At 79.0% G+C, this 16,211-nt stretch carries 11 protein-coding genes; 6 read left to right on the forward strand and 5 right to left on the reverse strand.

All coding sequences use genetic code 11. The features are described from left to right. Positions 1 to 69: 69 nt before the first annotated feature. Positions 70 to 3,042, reverse strand: coding sequence for a hypothetical protein (locus LO771_RS15525; RefSeq protein ID WP_230652747.1), 2,973 nt, complete (start codon positions 3,040 to 3,042; stop codon positions 70 to 72). 445 nt (positions 3,043 to 3,487) lie between these two features. Here LO771_RS15525 and LO771_RS15530 point away from each other — a divergent pair, with 445 nt between their 5' ends. Both LO771_RS15530 and LO771_RS15535 read left to right on the forward strand, forming a co-directional pair. Next, on the forward strand, positions 3,488 to 4,297 hold the full coding sequence (locus LO771_RS15530) for a DeoR/GlpR family DNA-binding transcription regulator (protein ID WP_230652749.1): 810 nt from the start codon (positions 3,488 to 3,490) through the stop codon (positions 4,295 to 4,297). Positions 4,298 to 4,499: 202 nt separating this feature from the next. Beyond that, the gene (locus tag LO771_RS15535) at positions 4,500 to 5,000 is read left to right on the forward strand and encodes an SRPBCC family protein (protein ID WP_230652751.1); all 501 of its coding nucleotides are present in this window, start codon (positions 4,500 to 4,502) and stop codon (positions 4,998 to 5,000) included. Between the two features lie 25 nt (positions 5,001 to 5,025). Here the strand turns inward: LO771_RS15535 and LO771_RS15540 are convergent, their stop codons facing one another. After that, positions 5,026 to 6,153: a PLP-dependent cysteine synthase family protein gene (locus LO771_RS15540; protein ID WP_230652753.1), complete on the reverse strand. Its 1,128-nt coding sequence runs from the start codon at positions 6,151 to 6,153 to the stop codon at positions 5,026 to 5,028. Positions 6,154 to 6,479: 326 nt separating this feature from the next. Here LO771_RS15540 and LO771_RS15545 point away from each other — a divergent pair, with 326 nt between their 5' ends. Further along, on the forward strand, positions 6,480 to 7,073 hold the full coding sequence (locus tag LO771_RS15545; protein ID WP_230652755.1) for an ATP-binding protein: 594 nt from the start codon (positions 6,480 to 6,482) through the stop codon (positions 7,071 to 7,073). A 234-nt stretch (positions 7,074 to 7,307) separates the two neighbouring features. Next, entirely contained in the window at positions 7,308 to 8,699 is a 1,392-nt protein-coding gene (locus LO771_RS31350) for a peptidoglycan-binding protein (protein WP_230652757.1), read from the forward strand. Positions 8,700 to 9,003: 304 nt separating this feature from the next. Here the strand turns inward: LO771_RS31350 and LO771_RS15555 are convergent, their stop codons facing one another. Further along, entirely contained in the window at positions 9,004 to 10,212 is a 1,209-nt protein-coding gene (locus LO771_RS15555; RefSeq protein WP_230652929.1) for an ROK family protein, read from the reverse strand. A 92-nt stretch (positions 10,213 to 10,304) separates the two neighbouring features. On the opposite strand from LO771_RS15555, the gene LO771_RS15560 reads away from it, so the two are divergent. Further along, positions 10,305 to 11,612: an MFS transporter gene (locus tag LO771_RS15560; RefSeq protein WP_374228179.1), complete on the forward strand. Its 1,308-nt coding sequence runs from the start codon at positions 10,305 to 10,307 to the stop codon at positions 11,610 to 11,612. 180 nt (positions 11,613 to 11,792) lie between these two features. On the opposite strand, the gene LO771_RS15565 is transcribed toward LO771_RS15560, so the two are convergent. Next, positions 11,793 to 12,635, reverse strand: a complete 843-nt coding sequence (locus LO771_RS15565) for a hypothetical protein (protein ID WP_230652759.1) — start codon at positions 12,633 to 12,635, stop codon at positions 11,793 to 11,795. 162 nt (positions 12,636 to 12,797) lie between these two features. Beyond that, positions 12,798 to 14,525, reverse strand: coding sequence for an MFS transporter (locus LO771_RS15570; protein ID WP_230652761.1), 1,728 nt, complete (start codon positions 14,523 to 14,525; stop codon positions 12,798 to 12,800). Positions 14,526 to 14,848: 323 nt separating this feature from the next. Between LO771_RS15570 and LO771_RS15575 the strand changes: the two genes are divergently transcribed. After that, a complete protein-coding gene (locus LO771_RS15575) occupies positions 14,849 to 16,168 on the forward strand; it encodes an MFS transporter (protein ID WP_230652763.1) in 1,320 nt (439 codons plus the stop codon). The last annotated feature ends 43 nt before the right edge of the window (positions 16,169 to 16,211 follow it).

Below are 16,211 nucleotides of genomic sequence, written 5' to 3' on the forward strand. Positions count from 1 at the left end.
GGGGTCCCGGCAGGCCGGGCGGCCGCCGGGGTGGAACGGCAGGCCTGGGGCGACGGGGCCGGTCCGCCGTCACCGCCGGTCGAGCCGGTCGAGCCGGTCGAGCCGGTCGAGCAGGGCCTCGCGCTCGGCGGCGAAGGCCGGGTCCGCCTGGTAGTGGGAGTGGCCCTCGACCTGGGTGGGCAGCGGCTGCTCCGGGGTGCGGCCGTAGGAGGGCGGGTCGGTGAGCGGCGGGGCGTCCACGGGCTCCTCGCCCGGGGCGGCGGGCACCCGCACGGGGCCGCCGATGGGGTCGGTGTACCGGTAGAGGTTGCGCCAGGCCCGGGTGCGGCGGTGCAGGCGGTCGAGGTCCGCCGGTCCGGTGCAGGCGGGGAAGAACCTCCCGTACAGGCGGTGCAGCGGCGAGCCGTAGGTGAGCAGGCCGACCCGGCGGCGGACCGGTCCGGGCAGCTGCCACAGCGCGGCGGCGGCGATGACGGTGCCCTGGGAGTGCGCGGAGACGACGATCCGGCCGTCCGGGACGCGGTCGCACCAGGCGCGGATGCGGGCCACCAGGTCGGGCACGGCCCGCTCGGCGTAGCAGGGCGGGGCGAAGGGGTGGGCGGCGCGCGGCCAGAAGGTGCCGACGTCCCAGAGGATGCCGACGGTGCGGCGGGCGGTGGCGCCCTTGTAGGCGCGGCGGCCGAGCGTCACCAGGGCCACCACGGCGGTGCCGATGAGCCAGGACCCGAGGGCCTGGGCGGCGTCGGCGGTGTACGAGACGGCGACGGGCGTGCCGCGGGCGGCGACGGCGGGGACGGTGCGGCTGGCGAGCGCCCCGGCGAGCGATCCCGCGCAGGCCGTCAGGGAGAGCAGGGCGAGGGCGCAGAGGAGGGCCGGGGCGGAGTCGGTGAGGCGGGCCCGGGCGAGCGCGCCCGCGACGGCGGCGGACCGCTCGGGGCTCGCCGAGGCGGGGTCCAGGCCGTAGGCGGCGGGCACCCGGCGGGCGAGGCGGCGCTGCTGGAGCAGGGTGCGGCCGCCGAGCGGGAGGAGCAGGGCGGCGGCGGCCAGCAGGACGACGGGGAAGCAGGCGGCGTGCCAGATGAGGAGCGGCGGCGGTCCGGGCAGGGCGTCACGGCGCTCGCCCGGGCCGGCGCCGCGGTTGAGCCAGTCGGAGGCCCAGACGACCGCGCCGGAGGTGAGGAGCACGGCCAGACCGCAGGCGAGCCCGGCCGTCACCGGGCCGCCGAAGCCGCGGAGCGCGGGCCCGTCGGGGCCGCCGAAGCCGGGCGCGTGGAGGGGCTGCGGGCGGTCCCCCGGACCGTCCGGGGGTGCATCCGGCGAACCGTCGGAGGACGGGAGGGGGGCCGGCGGGACGGGGGCCGGAGAGGCGCCCGGCGGCGAGTGGGGAGGACCGGCCGGGGATGCGGCCGGCGCCGCACCGGTGGACGGGAGGCCGTGCACGGCGGGGGCGGCGGGGTCCGGCGGCTGCGGGCCCGCGGGCGGCCCCTCGGCGCGGGAGGAGCCCGGGGAGGCGGGGTCCGGCGCGCGGCGGCGGGCCTGCGGCGGTACGGCCGCGGGGGCGTCGCCGGGTACGCGCGGCGGTCCGGCGGGAGCGGCGGACGGTGCCTCCCCCGCCTCCCCCGTCTCCCCCGCCTCTCCCGCCTCTCCCGCGTCGCCTGCACCCGGGTCCCCTGTGCCCGCGTCCGGGCCGTCGGCGCCCGTGTGCGGACCGTCGGCGCCCGCGGGGCCGGGGCCGTCGGCCCCCGCGTCCGGAGCACTCCCGGCACCCGGTCCCTGCGCACCGGGACCGGCCCGCCCGGGCCCGCCGTCCGGTGCGGCGGGGGCGGCGCCCGCCGCGGGCCGGGCCGCGCGGGCGAGCAGCGCCGTGACGACGGCCAGGCCGAGGACGAGCAGCAGCTGGGCGCCCGTCAGCACGGTGAACACCGTTCCCGCGCCGGGCAGCGGACCGGAGGAGGTCCAGTCGCCGCGGCCCCATCCGCTGTAGGGGAGGGCGGCCGCGCAGAGCGCGAGGGCGGCCCAGTGCAGGCGGCGCAGGAGCGGTCCGTCCCGGCCGTCGTCCGGGCGGTGCTCACGGCGGGAGCTGCCCGCCGTGACCGCCACCGCGGCGGCCGCCACCGCCGCGAGGAGGACGGCGAGCAGCACGCCGGCGCCGAGCAGGACGGGGTGCGGGTCGCCGTGCGCGGCGTCCTGCCGCAGCGCGGGGGCGGTCAGGGCGGCGCCCACGGTGGCGAGGGCGGCGGCGAGGTGGGCGATGCGGAGCCGGCCGACGGGTCGCTTGCCGTACCAGAACCCGGGCTGCTCCATGGGGGCCGCGGACCGGCCGGCCGCCCGGACACCGCCGGGCTGGTGGGCCTCGAAGACGCTCCAGGTGCGGTGGGAGAGGTGGCCGAGCAGGGCGACCAGGGCCAGCGGCGGCAGTGCGCCGAGGACCAGCCGGCGCCCCGGCTGGTGCCACCGGTTGTGCGGGTCGGCGGCGAAGCGCAGCCACGACAGGTGGGAGGCGCAGCCGGTGCTCCCGGCGCACTGCCAGGCGGCCAGGTCCAGCACCACCTCGCAGGCCCCGGCGGCGAGCAGCACGGTGAGGACGAGCGCCAGCAGCCGCAGCAGCAGGTCGTAGGCGGCCCCGGTGCGGCCGGGCGGCCGTCCGGGAGGGGCGGGCGGCCGCATCCAGTGGGCGAGGTTGACGACCATGAAGGGGAGCAGCAGCAGCCACAGGGCACGGGTGCCGTCGCCGGAGGTGAGGCCGGACCAGCAGTAGGCCTCCTGGAGGGGGCCGCGGCGGCGCCCCTGCGGGTGGTCCTCGGCCTGCACGTCGGAGCGCCGGCGGTAGAGGCCGGCGGTCTCGTCGCCGAGCACCCGGACCGGGTACGGGTCGGCCAGCATGCCGTCGGGGGTGGCGCCGCCGACGCCGTGGACGAGCAGTTCCAGGGCGGGGCCGGGCCGTGCCTCCGGGTCCGGGGGCCGGGCGGGGGCGGGCAGGGCGGCGGGCGGCGGGGCCGGCGCGGGCGGCGGCCCGCCGGCCGGTCCGGGTGCAGGAGTCACGGGCTCTCCCCCGGGGCGGGTGGGGACGGGGCGGGTGCGGGTCGCGGGCGGTGCGGGTCGTGGGGCACGGCGCGCCGGGCCGGACGGGGGCGCGCGGCCGGTGCGGCTCGCACGCCCGGCGGCGGGACGGGCCGGAGGCGCAGAAAAGCGGGTACGGGGGTCCGGGCGGCGCGGGGCGCGAGGGCAGCGGCAGGTGCGGAGGACGCGTACAGGGGCGGGCGGGCCCGGAGGGGCGGCGTGCGGCGGGCCGCCCGGGACGGACCCGGTGAGGCCATGGTTCCGCTCCGGGGCCGTGCGTACACCTCCCGTGCGGCGACGCCCCCCGGACGAGGGGCGCGCGCCGGGGCCGGAACGCGCGCCCGGACGTGGCCGCGCCCCGGGCGCGCGTGCGACGATGGCCCCCCACACCAGGGACGGAGCGCAAACGGAAGGCGGGTCGGCCCCCTTGACCGACAACGGCAACCTGCTCGCCGAGCAGCGGCGGGCGCTGATCCTCGACGAGGTGCGGCGCCGCGGGGGCGTGCGCGTCAACGAGCTCACCCGGCGCCTCGGCGTCTCGGACATGACGATCCGCCGGGACCTCGACGCCCTCGCCCGGCAGGGCGTGCTGGAGAAGGTGCACGGCGGGGCGGTGCCGGTCGAGGAGGCCAGTACGCACGAGCCGGGGTTCGAGGCGAAGTCGTCGCTGGAGCAGGGCGCCAAGGAGGAGATCGCCCGCGCGGCGGCCGGCCTGGTCTCCCCCGGCAGCGCGGTGGCGCTCTCCGGCGGCACCACCACCTTCGCGCTCGCCCACCGGCTGGCCCAGGTGGAGGGGCTGACGGTGGTGACCAACTCGGTGCGCGTGGCCGACGTGTTCGAGGCCGCGGGGCGGCAGGGCGGCGGGGCGGGCACGACCGTGGTGCTGACCGGCGGCGTGCGGACCCCCTCGGACGCGCTGGTGGGGCCGATCGCCGACCGGGCGATCCGGTCGCTCCACTTCGACCTGCTCTTCCTCGGCTGCCACGGCGTCTCGCCGGAGGCGGGCCTGTCGACGCCCAACCTCGCGGAGGCGGAGACCAACCGGAGCTTCGTGGCCTCCACCCGCCGCCTGGTGGTGGTGGCCGACCACACCAAGTGGGGCACGGTGGGGCTCTCCACCTTCGCCTCGCTGGACGAGGTGGACACCTGGGTGTGCGACGCCGGACTGCCCGAGGAGGCGCGGCAGGCGGCCCGGGAGCACGTGGGCGAGCTGGTGCTGGCGGGCGCGTCCGACTGACCCGCCGCCCTCCCGCGCGCCCTCGCCGCGGCGGCGGCGCCTCCCGTACGATGGCGCCCCCGGACGCGGGTCCGCCGTGGCGGCGGACCGGCCGGGGCGGAGGCCCGCAGGACGGGACCGCCCGGAGCGGGGCGGCCCGGGGCGGGGACCCGCCGGAGCGGGGTCGTACGGAGCGGGGTCGCACGGAGCGGGAGGCGGCACGATGGCACGGCGGCTGAGGCCCGGGAGCGCGGACTTCCTCGACGCGGCGCCGCTGCGCCTGGTCCTCACGGCCGTGCTCGCGGCACCGCCGGAGGCGGTCTACCGGGAGCTGGCGGAGGTGCCCGAGGGCTGGCCGGCGTGGTTCCGCGAGGTGTCCTCGGTGGCGTACGCGGACGGCCCCCCGTGCCGGGAGGGCGGCCGCCGCCGGGTCGGCCTGGTGGGCGGCGCGCGCTTCACGGAGACGGTGACGGCCGCCGAACCGGGGCGGCGGTTCGCCTACCGGGTGGAGGAGACCAACGTGCCCGGGGTGCTGGAGATGGCGGAGGAGTGGCGGCTGTCGCCGTCCCCGTACGGCGGCACCCGGCTGCAGTGGACGACGGCGCTGGACGCCCGGCGGCCCGCCGCCGCCCTGTGGGGCGCGGCGCGGCCGCTGCTGGGGCGGGCGTTCCGGCGGGCCGCGCGGCGGCTGGACGAGCGCCTCGCGGCCGCGGCCCCCCGCTGAGCCCGCAGGAGATCCTGACGGCGCGTCAGTCCCGCCACCCGCCGCCGGCGAGGAAGGCGTCGAGCACGGCGGCGTAGGGTGCGGCGTCGATGCCCTGGGCGGCGAGCCAGTCGTCGGAGTAGTACTTGTCGAGGTAGCGGTCGCCCGGGTCGCACAGCAGGGTGACGACGCTGCCCCGACGTCCGGCGGCCCGCATCTCGGCGGTGATCCGCAGCGCGCTCCACAGGCCGGTCCCGGTGGAGCCGCCCGCGCGGCGGCCGAGGACGCGCTCCAGCATGCGGACGGCGGCGACCGACGCCCCGTCGGGGACCTTCATCATGCGGTCGATGGCGCCGGGCACGAAGCTCGGCTCGATCCGGGGGCGGCCGATGCCCTCGATGCGCGAGCCCCGGTCGCAGTGCACGTCGGGGTCGCCGCTGACCCAGCCGTCGAAGAAGCAGGAGTTCTCCGGGTCGGCGACGCAGATGCGGGTGTCGTACTGCAGGTAGCGCACGTAGCGGCCGAGGGTGGCGGAGGTGCCGCCGGTGCCGGCGGTGGCGACGATCCAGGCGGGCTCGGGGAAGCGCTCCATGCGGAGCTGACTGTAGATCGACTCGGCGATGTTGTTGTTGCCGCGCCAGTCGGTGGCGCGCTCCGCGTAGGTGAACTGGTCCATGTAGTGGCCGCCGGTCTCCTCGGCGAGGCGCGCGGAGACCTCGTACACCGTGCGCGGGTCGTCGACGAGGTGGCAGGTGCCGCCCTGGAACTCGATGAGGCTGATCTTCTCGCAGCTGGTGGTGCGGGGCATGACGGCGACGAAGGGCACGCCGACCAGGCGGGCGAAGTACGCCTCGGAGACGGCCGTGGAGCCGCTGGACGCCTCGACGACGGGCCGCCCGGGACGGATCCAGCCGTTGCACAGGGCGTGGAGGAAGAGCGAGCGGGCAAGGCGGTGCTTGAGGCTGCCGGTGGGGTGGGTGGACTCGTCCTTGAGGTAGAGGTCGACGCCCCAGTCCTCGGGCAGCGGGAAGCGCAGCAGGTGGGTGTCGGCGGAGCGGTTGGCGTCGGCCTGGACCTTGCGCACGGCCTCCTTGAGCCAGCCGCGGTAGGCGTCGTCGGACCGGTCGACGTCCACGGTCGGGGCCGGGACGCCCGTCCCCCGGGGGTCTGCCATGCCGTCGGGCCTCCTCGCGCCGGTGGTGTGCGACGCACAGCGTAACAGGCGATTACCATAAGTGACTGTTACGCGCCCTCCATGCGCCCCTTATGCCACCCCCCGTCCGCCGAACGGCCGGACGCGCCCGCGCGCACGGCCCGCCACCGGCCCGTTCGCACCGTGCGCCCCCGGCGCAGCACCGCGCCCGCGGATGCGCAAGTTGCGGAACCCCCGCATCGGGGTGACCCTGGTGCACATCGCGTTCCGTTGCGACCCAGACACTCTGCGCGTTCGAGCGTCTCGCGACGCGCAGCCGGCCCCACCTCGGAGGGAGTCGTCGCGTCATGGAGGATCGGGTCAGGCACTACGAACTGCGGCTGGCCGCAGTCCCGAGCCGCTTCGAAGCCGTGCGCCGGATAACGGCGGCACACCTGCGGTACTGGAGGTTCTCCCCCCTGGTCGACTCGGCGCTGCTGGGGCTGACCGAACTGCTGGCCAACGTCCACCAGCACGCCGCGGGCGGCGAGGAGTGCGTGCTGCGGCTCGCCGCCGCGGCCGACCTGCTGACGGTGTCGGTCCACGACGCCGACCCGACCCTGCCGGTGGCCCGCGAGGCCGACGTGTGGGAGGTCAGCGGCAGGGGGCTCGCCATCGTGGCGGCCCTCAGCAAGGAGTGGGGCGCCGAGGCCGAGCCGGAGGGCCGCCTGGCCGGGAAGGTCGTCTGGTTCTCGCTGGGCTCCGACCCGGTGCTCGCCGCCCCGCCGCCCGCCGCCGGGGCCCGCCGGGCGGTGGCCCGGCCGCGGCTCGCGGTGGACCCGCTGCGGCCGGCCGCCCCGCTGCGCACCGCGCCGCTGCTGGTGCCCGCGGGCACCGGGGACGTCCCGTACGCGCCCGCACGGCCGGACCGGGCCCGCCCGGTGGTGGTGCCGGGCGGCTGACGCGGAGGACACGGCCGGCGGCGTCGGGGCGCGGACGGTGCAGGACGGGCGGTGGCGGCACCCCGGGGTGCCGCCACCGCCCGTTCCGTTGCGCTGCGGGGCGGGCGAGCCGGGGCGGGGGCGGGCCAGGACGGGGCGGCCGGAGGAGTGCATCGCGCACGACACACCGTTACAAATAGTACTAATCCTGGGCGATCTGGTTACAGTCGGCCTTCCGACCGAGGGAGGGACACTGTGGAGACCCCGACATTCCGTGACGTACCGTCAGCCGAGGGCTGCCTCTGCCCCGCGTGCAGCGCGACACGGCTCGCCCACGACGTGCGCCGGCTCCGCCGCGCCGGGACCGGCGGCGGCCAGGGGCACGCCCCGCTGCGCCCCCTGGTCGCGGTCGCCGCGGCAGGGACGGCGCTGACCGCGGCGGGGGCCGCGCACGCCGCCCCCGCGGACGCGCCGGCCCGGCCGGCCGCCGGACTGCCGTCCGCCGCCGACCTGCCCGCGGCGGGCGGCCCGGTCCGCACCGTCGCGCTGACCGCCGGCGCGCCCGCGGTCCGGACCGCGGCAGCCGTCCGGACCGCTGCCGCGGCCACCGGTACCGCGGCCGCCCCCGGAGGGCGGCCGGCGCGCCGGAGCGGGCGGGCGCGGACGGACGTGCGGGAGCTGACCCGCGCCGAGATCGTCGCCCGCGCGGCCCGCTGGCTGGACCGGCGCATCCCCTACAGCCAGTCGCGCTACCGCGACGGCTACCGCACCGACTGCTCCGGCTTCGTCTCCATGGCCTGGGACCTCCCGGACAGCGCCTGGACGGGCAACCTCGCCGACTTCGCCGAGCGCATCCCCAAGCGCGAGCTCGCGGCGGGCGACATCCTGCTCTTCCACAACGCCCGCCACCCGGTCCGCGGCTCCCACGTCGTCATCTTCGACCACTGGGCCGACCGCTCGCACCGGGCGTACGTGGGCTACGAGCAGGCGCCGCCGCACACCCTGCGGCGCACCATCCCCTACGGCTACTTCACGCACTCAGGGCAGTACCGCGCCTACCGCTACCGGTACCTGGTGCAGGGCAGCAGCGAGGAGACGCCGTTCCCCGGCGAGGACTCCTTCCGCCCCGGCGCCACCAACGACGCGGTGAGCACGCTGGGGTCGCTGCTGGTGGCGCGCGGCGGCGGCCGGTTCTACGACGACGGTCCCGGACCGGACTGGGGCTTCCCCGACCGGGAGGCCACCCGGGCGTTCCAGCGGGCCCAGGGGTGGCGCGGTGCCGCCGCGGACGGCTACCCGGGCCCGGAGACCTGGCGGCTGCTGGTCGAGGGCGGCGGGGCCGACATCCCGCACGCGGACGGGGACGACTACGGGTACGGGTACCGCTCCCTGCCGGCGGCCGGCGGCACCCGCGCCTTCCCCGGCGCCGGCGCCTTCCGCCCCGGGCGGATCGGCGGCGGGATCCTGGAGCTCGGGCGCCGCCTCGTGGCGCGCGGCTACGGCGGCCGGTACCGGGTGGGGCCGAACCGCGTGTGGACGGAGGCCGACCGCCTGAACGTCCGCGACTTCCAGCGGGCCCAGGGGTGGCGCGGTGCCGCCGCGGACGGCTACCCGGGCCCGGAGACCTGGGAGCGCCTCTTCGACTGACCCGGCGCGGGGCGGGCGGGGCCGCGCCGGGCACGGGGCGGGCGGGGCCACGCCGGGCACGGGGCGCCGCGGAGCGGCGGGCGGCGGGCCGCGGTGGAGCGGGTGCGGACCGCCGCAAGGGAGGCGGACCGCCTGCGCGCCCTGCCCGCCCGCGCAGAACCGCCGCCCTGCGTCCGTCGACGGGGGCCCGGCGGACGCCGCCGGGCCCCCGCCGGCAAGCGGACCGCCCGGCCTCCCGGCCCGCCTCCCCTGCCGGGCGGCCGGGCGGCCGGGCGGCCGGGCCCCGCCTCCCCCGCGCCGCGGATCAGGCCGCGACCGCCGACGGGTCGTCGAGGTAGGGCTGCCAGGCCAGTTCGGCGGCGCCGGCCAGGTCGGGCCGCTCCAGTGCGGCCGGCAGCAGGGGCACCCCGGCACGGCGGCCCCACAGGCACTGCCCGGCGACCGCCGCGGGCAGCCGCTCGGGGGCGGCGGCGAGCAGGTCGCGGTGCAGGCCGCCGAGGACGATCCGGTCCGGGTCGAGGATGTTGACCATGCCCGCGATGCCGGCGCCCAGGCGGTCGGCGACCCGGTCCACGGCGGCGCGGGCCGCCGGGTCCCGGCCGGCGGCGCGGGTGACCGCCCGGGCGGCGTCGAGCAGCGGCTCGCCGGGCCGCGGGGTGCGGCCGGCCGCGGCGAGCAGGGCGGGCGGGTCGGCCTCGACGTCGAGGCAGCCGCGGCGGCCGCAGGGGCAGGGCCGCCCCGCCGGGTCGACCACCAGCTGGCCCACCTCCAGGGCGAGCCCGGCGCTGCCGGTGTGCAGGCGGCCGTCGACGACGAGGGCGCCGCCGACGCCCCGGTGGCCGGAGGTGACGTACAGCAGGTGGCGGGCGTCCCGGCCGGCGCCGTGCCGGTGCTCGGCGAGGGCGGCGAGGTTGGCGTCGTTGGCGACGGCGGTGGGCAGCGCGGCGCCGGGGACGGCCTCCGCCACGGCGGCGGCGAAGAGGTCCGTCACGGGGGTGCCCGCCGGCCAGTCGAGGTAGAGGGCGGCGAGCGCGGTGCCGTCCGGCTCGGCGACGGGCGTGGGGACGGCGAGGGCGGCGCCCAGGCAGGACCGGGGGCTCGCGGCCACCAGGCGCGCGCCGGCCTCGGCGACGGCGCGGAGGACCCGGCCGGGGTCGCCGGGGCGCGGCAGCGGCAGGTCCACCGGCTCCTCCAGGACGCCGCCGAGGCCGGCCAGGGCGACGCTGAAGCCGTCGGCGTGGATCTGGGCGGCGAGGACCACCGGGCCGGCCGGGTCGACGGCCAGCCGGTGCGAGGGGCGTCCGCGGCCGCCGCCCGCGGGCCGGGCGTCGACGGTGACCAGGCCGAGCGCCGCCAGTTCGGAGGCGACCGCGCCGGCGGTGGCCCGGGTGACGCCCAGGGCCTCGGTCAGGGCGGACCGGGTGGGGGCCCGGCCGGTGTGGACGAGGGCGAGGGCGGGCCCGAGCACGGTGCGGCCCCGGTCCGGGGCGGGCCTGGCGGCGGGCCCGGGCAGGGCACCGGCGGCGGAGCCCGCGGCGGTGCGGCTCCGGGGGGCGCCCGGTGCGGGACTTGTCGGCGTGTACGGCACCCCTCTATTCTGCATTTGTGCCGCCACTCAACAAAATAGCCGCCACCCCCGGAACCGCCCTCCTCCCCCGCGCCCTCCGCAGCCCCGGCCGGGCGCCCCGGCGCCCCGCCGCCGGACGCCCCGCCGCAGGCGGCCCTCCCGCCCCCCGCGCGGCCGGACCCGCCCGTTCCCCGCTGCGCGCGGCCCTCACCGCCTTCTTCGCCGCCGACGGCTTCCTCTTCGCCTCCTGGGTGGTGCGCGTCCCCGCCGTCAAGGCGCAGGTCCACGCCTCCCCCGCCGCGCTCGGCCTCGCCCTGCTGTGCATCTCGGCGGGCGCCGTCGCCACCATGGCCGTCGTCGGTCGGCTCTGCCTGCGCCACGGCACCCACCCGGTGACCGCGGGCTCGGCCCTGCTGCTCTGCCTCGGGACGGCCCTGCCCGCCCACGCGCACTCCACCGTCTCCCTCGGCGCCGCACTGGTTGTCTTCGGCGCGGGCTACGGCGCGCTGAACGTGGCCATGAACAGCGCCGCCGTCGACGTGGTCGCCGCGCTCCGACGCCCCGTCATGCCGGGCTTCCACGCCGCCTACAGCCTCGGCGGGCTGTGCGGCGCCGGCCTCGGCGGGCTGCTCGCCGGCCGGCTGACCACCGCCTGGCACCTGGGCCTCGCCGCCCTCCTCGGACTCGCCGTCACCGCCGTCGCGGGCACCGTCCTGGTCCGCACCCCGGCGCCGGTGCGGCCGCAGCCCGTACGGCCCGTCCCGCAGGGCGGCCCGGCGGCGCGCGGCGGCCGCCACGCCCGCGTCCTCGTGGTGCTGCTCGGCCTCACCGCCCTGTGCACGGCGTACGGGGAGGGGGCCCTCGCGGACTGGGCGGCCCTCCACCTCACCGACGACCTGCACACCGGCGCCGGCCTCGCCGCGGCGGCGTACTCCGCCTTCGCGTCCGCCATGACGGCGGGCCGCCTCGGCGGGACCTGGCTGTCGGTGCGGCTCGGGCAGACCCGGGTGATGGCCGGGGGCGGACTGCTCGCCTGCGCGGGGATGCTGACGGCGGCGCTGGCGCCCTCGGTCCCGGCCGCGGTCGGCGGCTTCGTCCTCGTCGGGCTGGGCCTGGCCAACCTGTTCCCGCTGGCGATCGCCCGCGCCGGGGCGCTCGCCGGGCCGCAGGGCGTGGCCACCGCCTCCAGCCTCGGCTACGCGGGCATGCTGGTCGGCCCGCCGGTCATCGGCTTCCTGGCCGGCGCCTTCGGCCTGCCCGCCGCCCTCACCACCGTGGCCGCGGCCGCCGCCGTCGCCGCCCTGGTCGCCGTCGGCGCCGGCCGCCGCTCCCCCGCGGCCCCCTGACGGCCCGGCGGGCGGACGACCGGCCCGGCGGGCGGCGGGGGTCCGGCGGGCGGACGACCGGCCCGGCGGGCGGCGGAGGTCCGCGGTCCGGCGGACGGCGGACGGCGGCCGCGGCCGGCGTCCCGCCGGGACCGGCGCACCGGCCGTCACGGTGTGCCGGACGTCACCGTGTGCCGGACGTCACGGCGTGCCGGGCCGTGACGCGTAGTACAGGGTGTGGAAACGGCCGTCCTCCTCGTGCCCTGCGGGGTCGCCGCCGAGCGCCCGGACCGCCGCGACCGCGTAGCGCTGCTCCCGCTCGTCGGTGAAGAGGCGCTGCGGGTAGGTGCGGGAGGTGTCGACGGCGGTGTCCAGGCCGTGTGCGGCCAGCGCCCGGGCGATCGGCCGGTACGACACGGTCCGCAGCACGAAGGCGCTGACCCACACCGGTCTGCGGGCGCCCTCCAGCAGCGCCGCGAACGTCCGGGCGGTGACGTAGCTGCCGCCGCCCGTCAGGGTGACGAGGCCGACCTCGGCGAGCGCGCGGCCCAGAGCGGGGCCGGGCGGGCCGTGCTCCAGGTCGTCGGTGAAGGCGGCGTCCAGCAGGCCCGCCGCGAGCGCGTAGTGCACGGCGGGGGCCGAGACGTCCAGGCCGAATACCGGCACTGCGTCCGGCCGGCGCCGTGCCGCGTAGAACGCCTTGTCCGATGCCGTCAGCTCCTCCGTCGACATCGTCCGGGCGGCGGGGCAGGTGTAGCGCTCGCACATCTCGGCCAGCGTCACGTCGTGGTTGAGCAGCGCGGCGTTGATCCCGTACGAGCAGCACACGTCCAGCACGGCCGGCCCGTGGGGGCGGGCGTCGTCGAGCGCGGCCCGTTCGGCGGCGGCCCGCCGGAAGACCGGCTGGGCGTGGTGCGGGATCTCGTACGCGAGCGGCGCCAGCCGCCCGAAGTAGGCGCGGGGATCGGGCCGGACGTAGACGTCGTCGAACCGCGACTTGCCGCCCGGCACGCCCCCGGCACCGCAGGGGGCGGGTCCGGTCATGCCGCACTCCTCTCCGCACGACGCATCCGCACCTCCATCATCTCCCGCCCCGTGCGCCCCGGCACGTCCGGCGGACCGGGGCGCCCGGTGCACCCGGCGGCCCCGGGGCACCGCCTGCACCTGCGACGACGCCGCCCTCCGGCGGAACGGCGCAGCCGGGCCCTACCGGTCCTGCGCGGGCGCCCCTCGTCCGGGACCCGCGTCCGTCGCCGTCCCGGCAGGGACGGGGAGGCGCCGTGCCATCAGCCAGCCGACGACGGCCAGTGCGGCCATGCCGGTGGCCGACACGGCCAGCGCCCGCTCCCTGGCACGCGCGTTGATCCGCACCAGCTCGCCGCCCGCGGCACCCGTGACGCCCCGTGAGGCCGCCCTCGCCCGCAGGGCGTCGTCGTTCACGGCGGTGATCTGGACCTGGTGCTCCAGCGTCCGCGTCACCATCCCCTTCTGGGCGGTGGACAGGACGGCGCTGCCGTCGGTCCCGGCCTCGAACGCGTACAGCAGCGCCGTGGTCATCAGGGCGCCGGCGAGCGCGACGCCGAACGAGCTCCCCAGGTAGCCGGCCGTGTAGGAGAGCCCCGTCACGTCGCTCACCTCGTCGGAGGCGGGCGCCGACTGGACGAGGTCGGTGAGCGTCGTGGCCATGCCCCGGCCGAGCCCGATGAGGAGGACGCCCGGCGCGAGCGCCAGGCCGACCGCCGCCACCCCCTGGGCGTGCGGGCTGAACAGGACGGCGACGGCGACGCAGCCGGCGCCCATGCAGACGAACGCCCCCATCGAGGCGGCCCGGTGGGTCGTCCTCCCCCGCCCGATGCGCCGGGCGGTCGGCGGGGCGGCCGCCATCAGCCCCAGGGTGATCGGCAGGAGCACGACCCCGCAGTGCAGGGCGCTGAACCCGAAGGTCGTCTGCAGGAAGACCGGGATCAGGAAGAGCACGCCGTTGGGCACCAGGATCAGCATCAGCTGCGTCGAGATCCCGGTCCGGACGGCGCGGTTCCGCAGCACCGTCACGCGGACCAGCGGATCCCCCCCGGTCCTGACGAGACGCAGCTCCCACGCGGCGAAGGCGGCCAGGACCAGCAGCCCCAGGCCCGCCAGGAGGGGCACGGGCGACAGGCCGCCGCGCTCCAGCAGCGTGCGGCCGAGCACCTCGAAGTCCTGCCGGGCCCTGAGCAGGCCGTACCGCCCCGCGAACAGGGCCGCGACGACGAGCAGGACCAGCCCTGCCGTGGACAGCAGCACCCCGACGGCGTCGAGGCGCCGCCCGGGGCGTCCCGGGAAGGGCCCGGCACCGGCCGTGCACCGCATGAGCCACACCACGGCCAGGGTGGTCACGGCCCCCAGGAGGAACGACACGCGCCAGCTCAGGTAGGTGGTGACCAGGCCGCCCAGGACGGGACCGGACGCCGCACCGACCCCGGACGTCATGGCCAGCAGGGACAGCACCCTGGTGCGCACGGCCCCGGTGAAGGTCCGGGTGAGCATCGCCATCAGCGCCGGGAGCATCAGCGCGACGCCGAGCCCCTGGAGCACGGACCAGCCGAGCAGCACGAACGGCAGGCTCGGGGCGGAGGCGGTGATCAGCGCGCCCAGGACGAAGGTCCCGCCGCCGAGGGCGAAGGTCCGCCGGTACCCGTGGCGCGTGCCGAGCTTGCTGCCGCTGATGATGAACGCGGCGACCACCAGGGCGTACAGCGAGATCGCCGACTGCACGCCGGTCAGCGTGGTGTGCAGGTCCCCGACGAGCGCCGACAGGGCCACGTTCATGGCGGTGGCGGTGTAGTTGATCACGAGGTTCTCGGCGGCGAGGACGAGGAACAGGGTCCTGGCGGCCGACGGCGTGCCCCCTCCGACCGGTCCCCCGGACCGCCGCGTCCCGTTGCGCCTCTGCACGAATGCGTCCTGCCGTTCGATCGCCCCGCCCCGGACGGGCGGGCCCGCTGCCGCAGGGACCGGCCCTCGTCCCCGGCTCCCCGGTTCAGGGTGCACGCCGTGCACACCGCAGGCCGGCGGGACGCGCCCGCACGGACCCGGGCGGGCGACACCGCCCGCCGCCCGGCCCACGCCGGGCCGGGCGCTCCCGCAGGCGCGACGCGTCCTGCCCACGGACGGCGTGCCCCGGGACGCGTGCCGGGCGGGCCCGTCGCCCGTGGACGCCCGCCCGGGCGGCGGGAACCGGGTGGACACGCCCGGCCGCGTGCAGCGATGATCCGGCGGTGCCACCCGTGATACCCGCTCCCGCTCCTGCTCCCGCTCCCGCTCCGCGCCGCCGCCCGTCCTGGGCGGGCCGGGACTTCCGCGTCCAGACCGCCGCCGCCTTCGTCTCCGGACTCGGCAGCGCCGCCGCGCCCGTCGCCGCCGCCTTCGCGGTGCTGGGCGCCGGCGGCAGCGCCGGGGACGTCGGATGGGTGACCGCGGCGCGGCTGCTCCCGGCCGTGGTCTTCGTCCTGCTCGGCGGCGCCCTCGCCGACCGGCTCCCCCGGCACCGGGTGATGGTGGCCGCCAACGTGGGCAGCGCCGCCGCCCAGGCCGCCTTCGCCGTCCTGGTGCTCACCGGGCACCCGCAGCTGTGGCAGATGCTCGCGCTCTCCGCCGCGGCGGGGACGGCCCAGGCGTTCTACATGCCCGCCGCGCAGGGCGTCGTCCTCGCCGCCGTCGACCCGGCGGACGCGGGCCGGGCCTTCGCGTTCTACCGGCTGGCGCTCAACGCGGCCCAGATCGGCGGGACCGCGCTGGGCGGCGTGCTGGTCGCCGCGGTCGGCCCCGGCTGGGTGCTGGCGGCCGACGCCGCCGGGTTCGCCCTCGCCGCCGGACTGCGGACCCTGCTGCGGGTCCCGCCGCCGGCGCGGGCGCGGGAGGCGTCCGCGAACCTGGCGCGGGAGCTGCTGGAGGGCTGGCAGGAGTTCGCCTCCCGGCGCTGGCTGTGGGCGGTCGTGCTGCAGTTCGCCGTGGTGATGGCCTGCGTGCTGGCCACGGAGTCGGTGTACGGGCCGGTGGTGGCGGCCCAGCGGCTCGGCGGGGCGCGGCCCTGGGGCCTGGCGCTGGCGGCCCAGGGGGTCGGCATGGTGGCCGGCGGGCTGCTGATGCTGCGGTGGCGGCCGCGCCGCATCCTGCTGGCGGGCAACTGGGGCGTGCTGGCGTTCGCCCTCCCCGCGGCGGCGCTGGCCGCGTCCGCCCCGGTGCCGGTGCTCGCCGGGGCGATGCTCCTCTCCGGGGTGGGGACCGAGGTCTTCGGCGTCAACTGGATGGTGGCGCTCCAGCAGGAGATCCCGGCGGAGAGGATGGCGCGGGTGTCGGCCTACGACTGGCTCGGCTCCCTCGTGCTGTCCCCCGTCGGCACGGCGGTGGCGGGGCCGGTGGCCGTCTGGACGGGCCTCACCGGGGCGCTGTGGGCGGCGGCGGGCGTCACCGCCGCGCTCGCCCTCCTCGCGGTGGCCGTGCCCGAGGTGCGGCAGCTGCGCAGGGCGCAGCCCGGCGTCGTCCGGGCCGGGCACCCCGGCGGCGTCCCGGAGCCGGCCGCCGTCACACCGGGCTGACGGCCCGCCCCGCCATGTGCGGGGCGGGGCCCCGGCCGGGCGG

The organism is Streptacidiphilus sp. ASG 303, from assembly GCF_020991365.1.
Classification (GTDB): Bacteria; Actinomycetota; Actinomycetes; order Streptomycetales; family Streptomycetaceae; genus Peterkaempfera.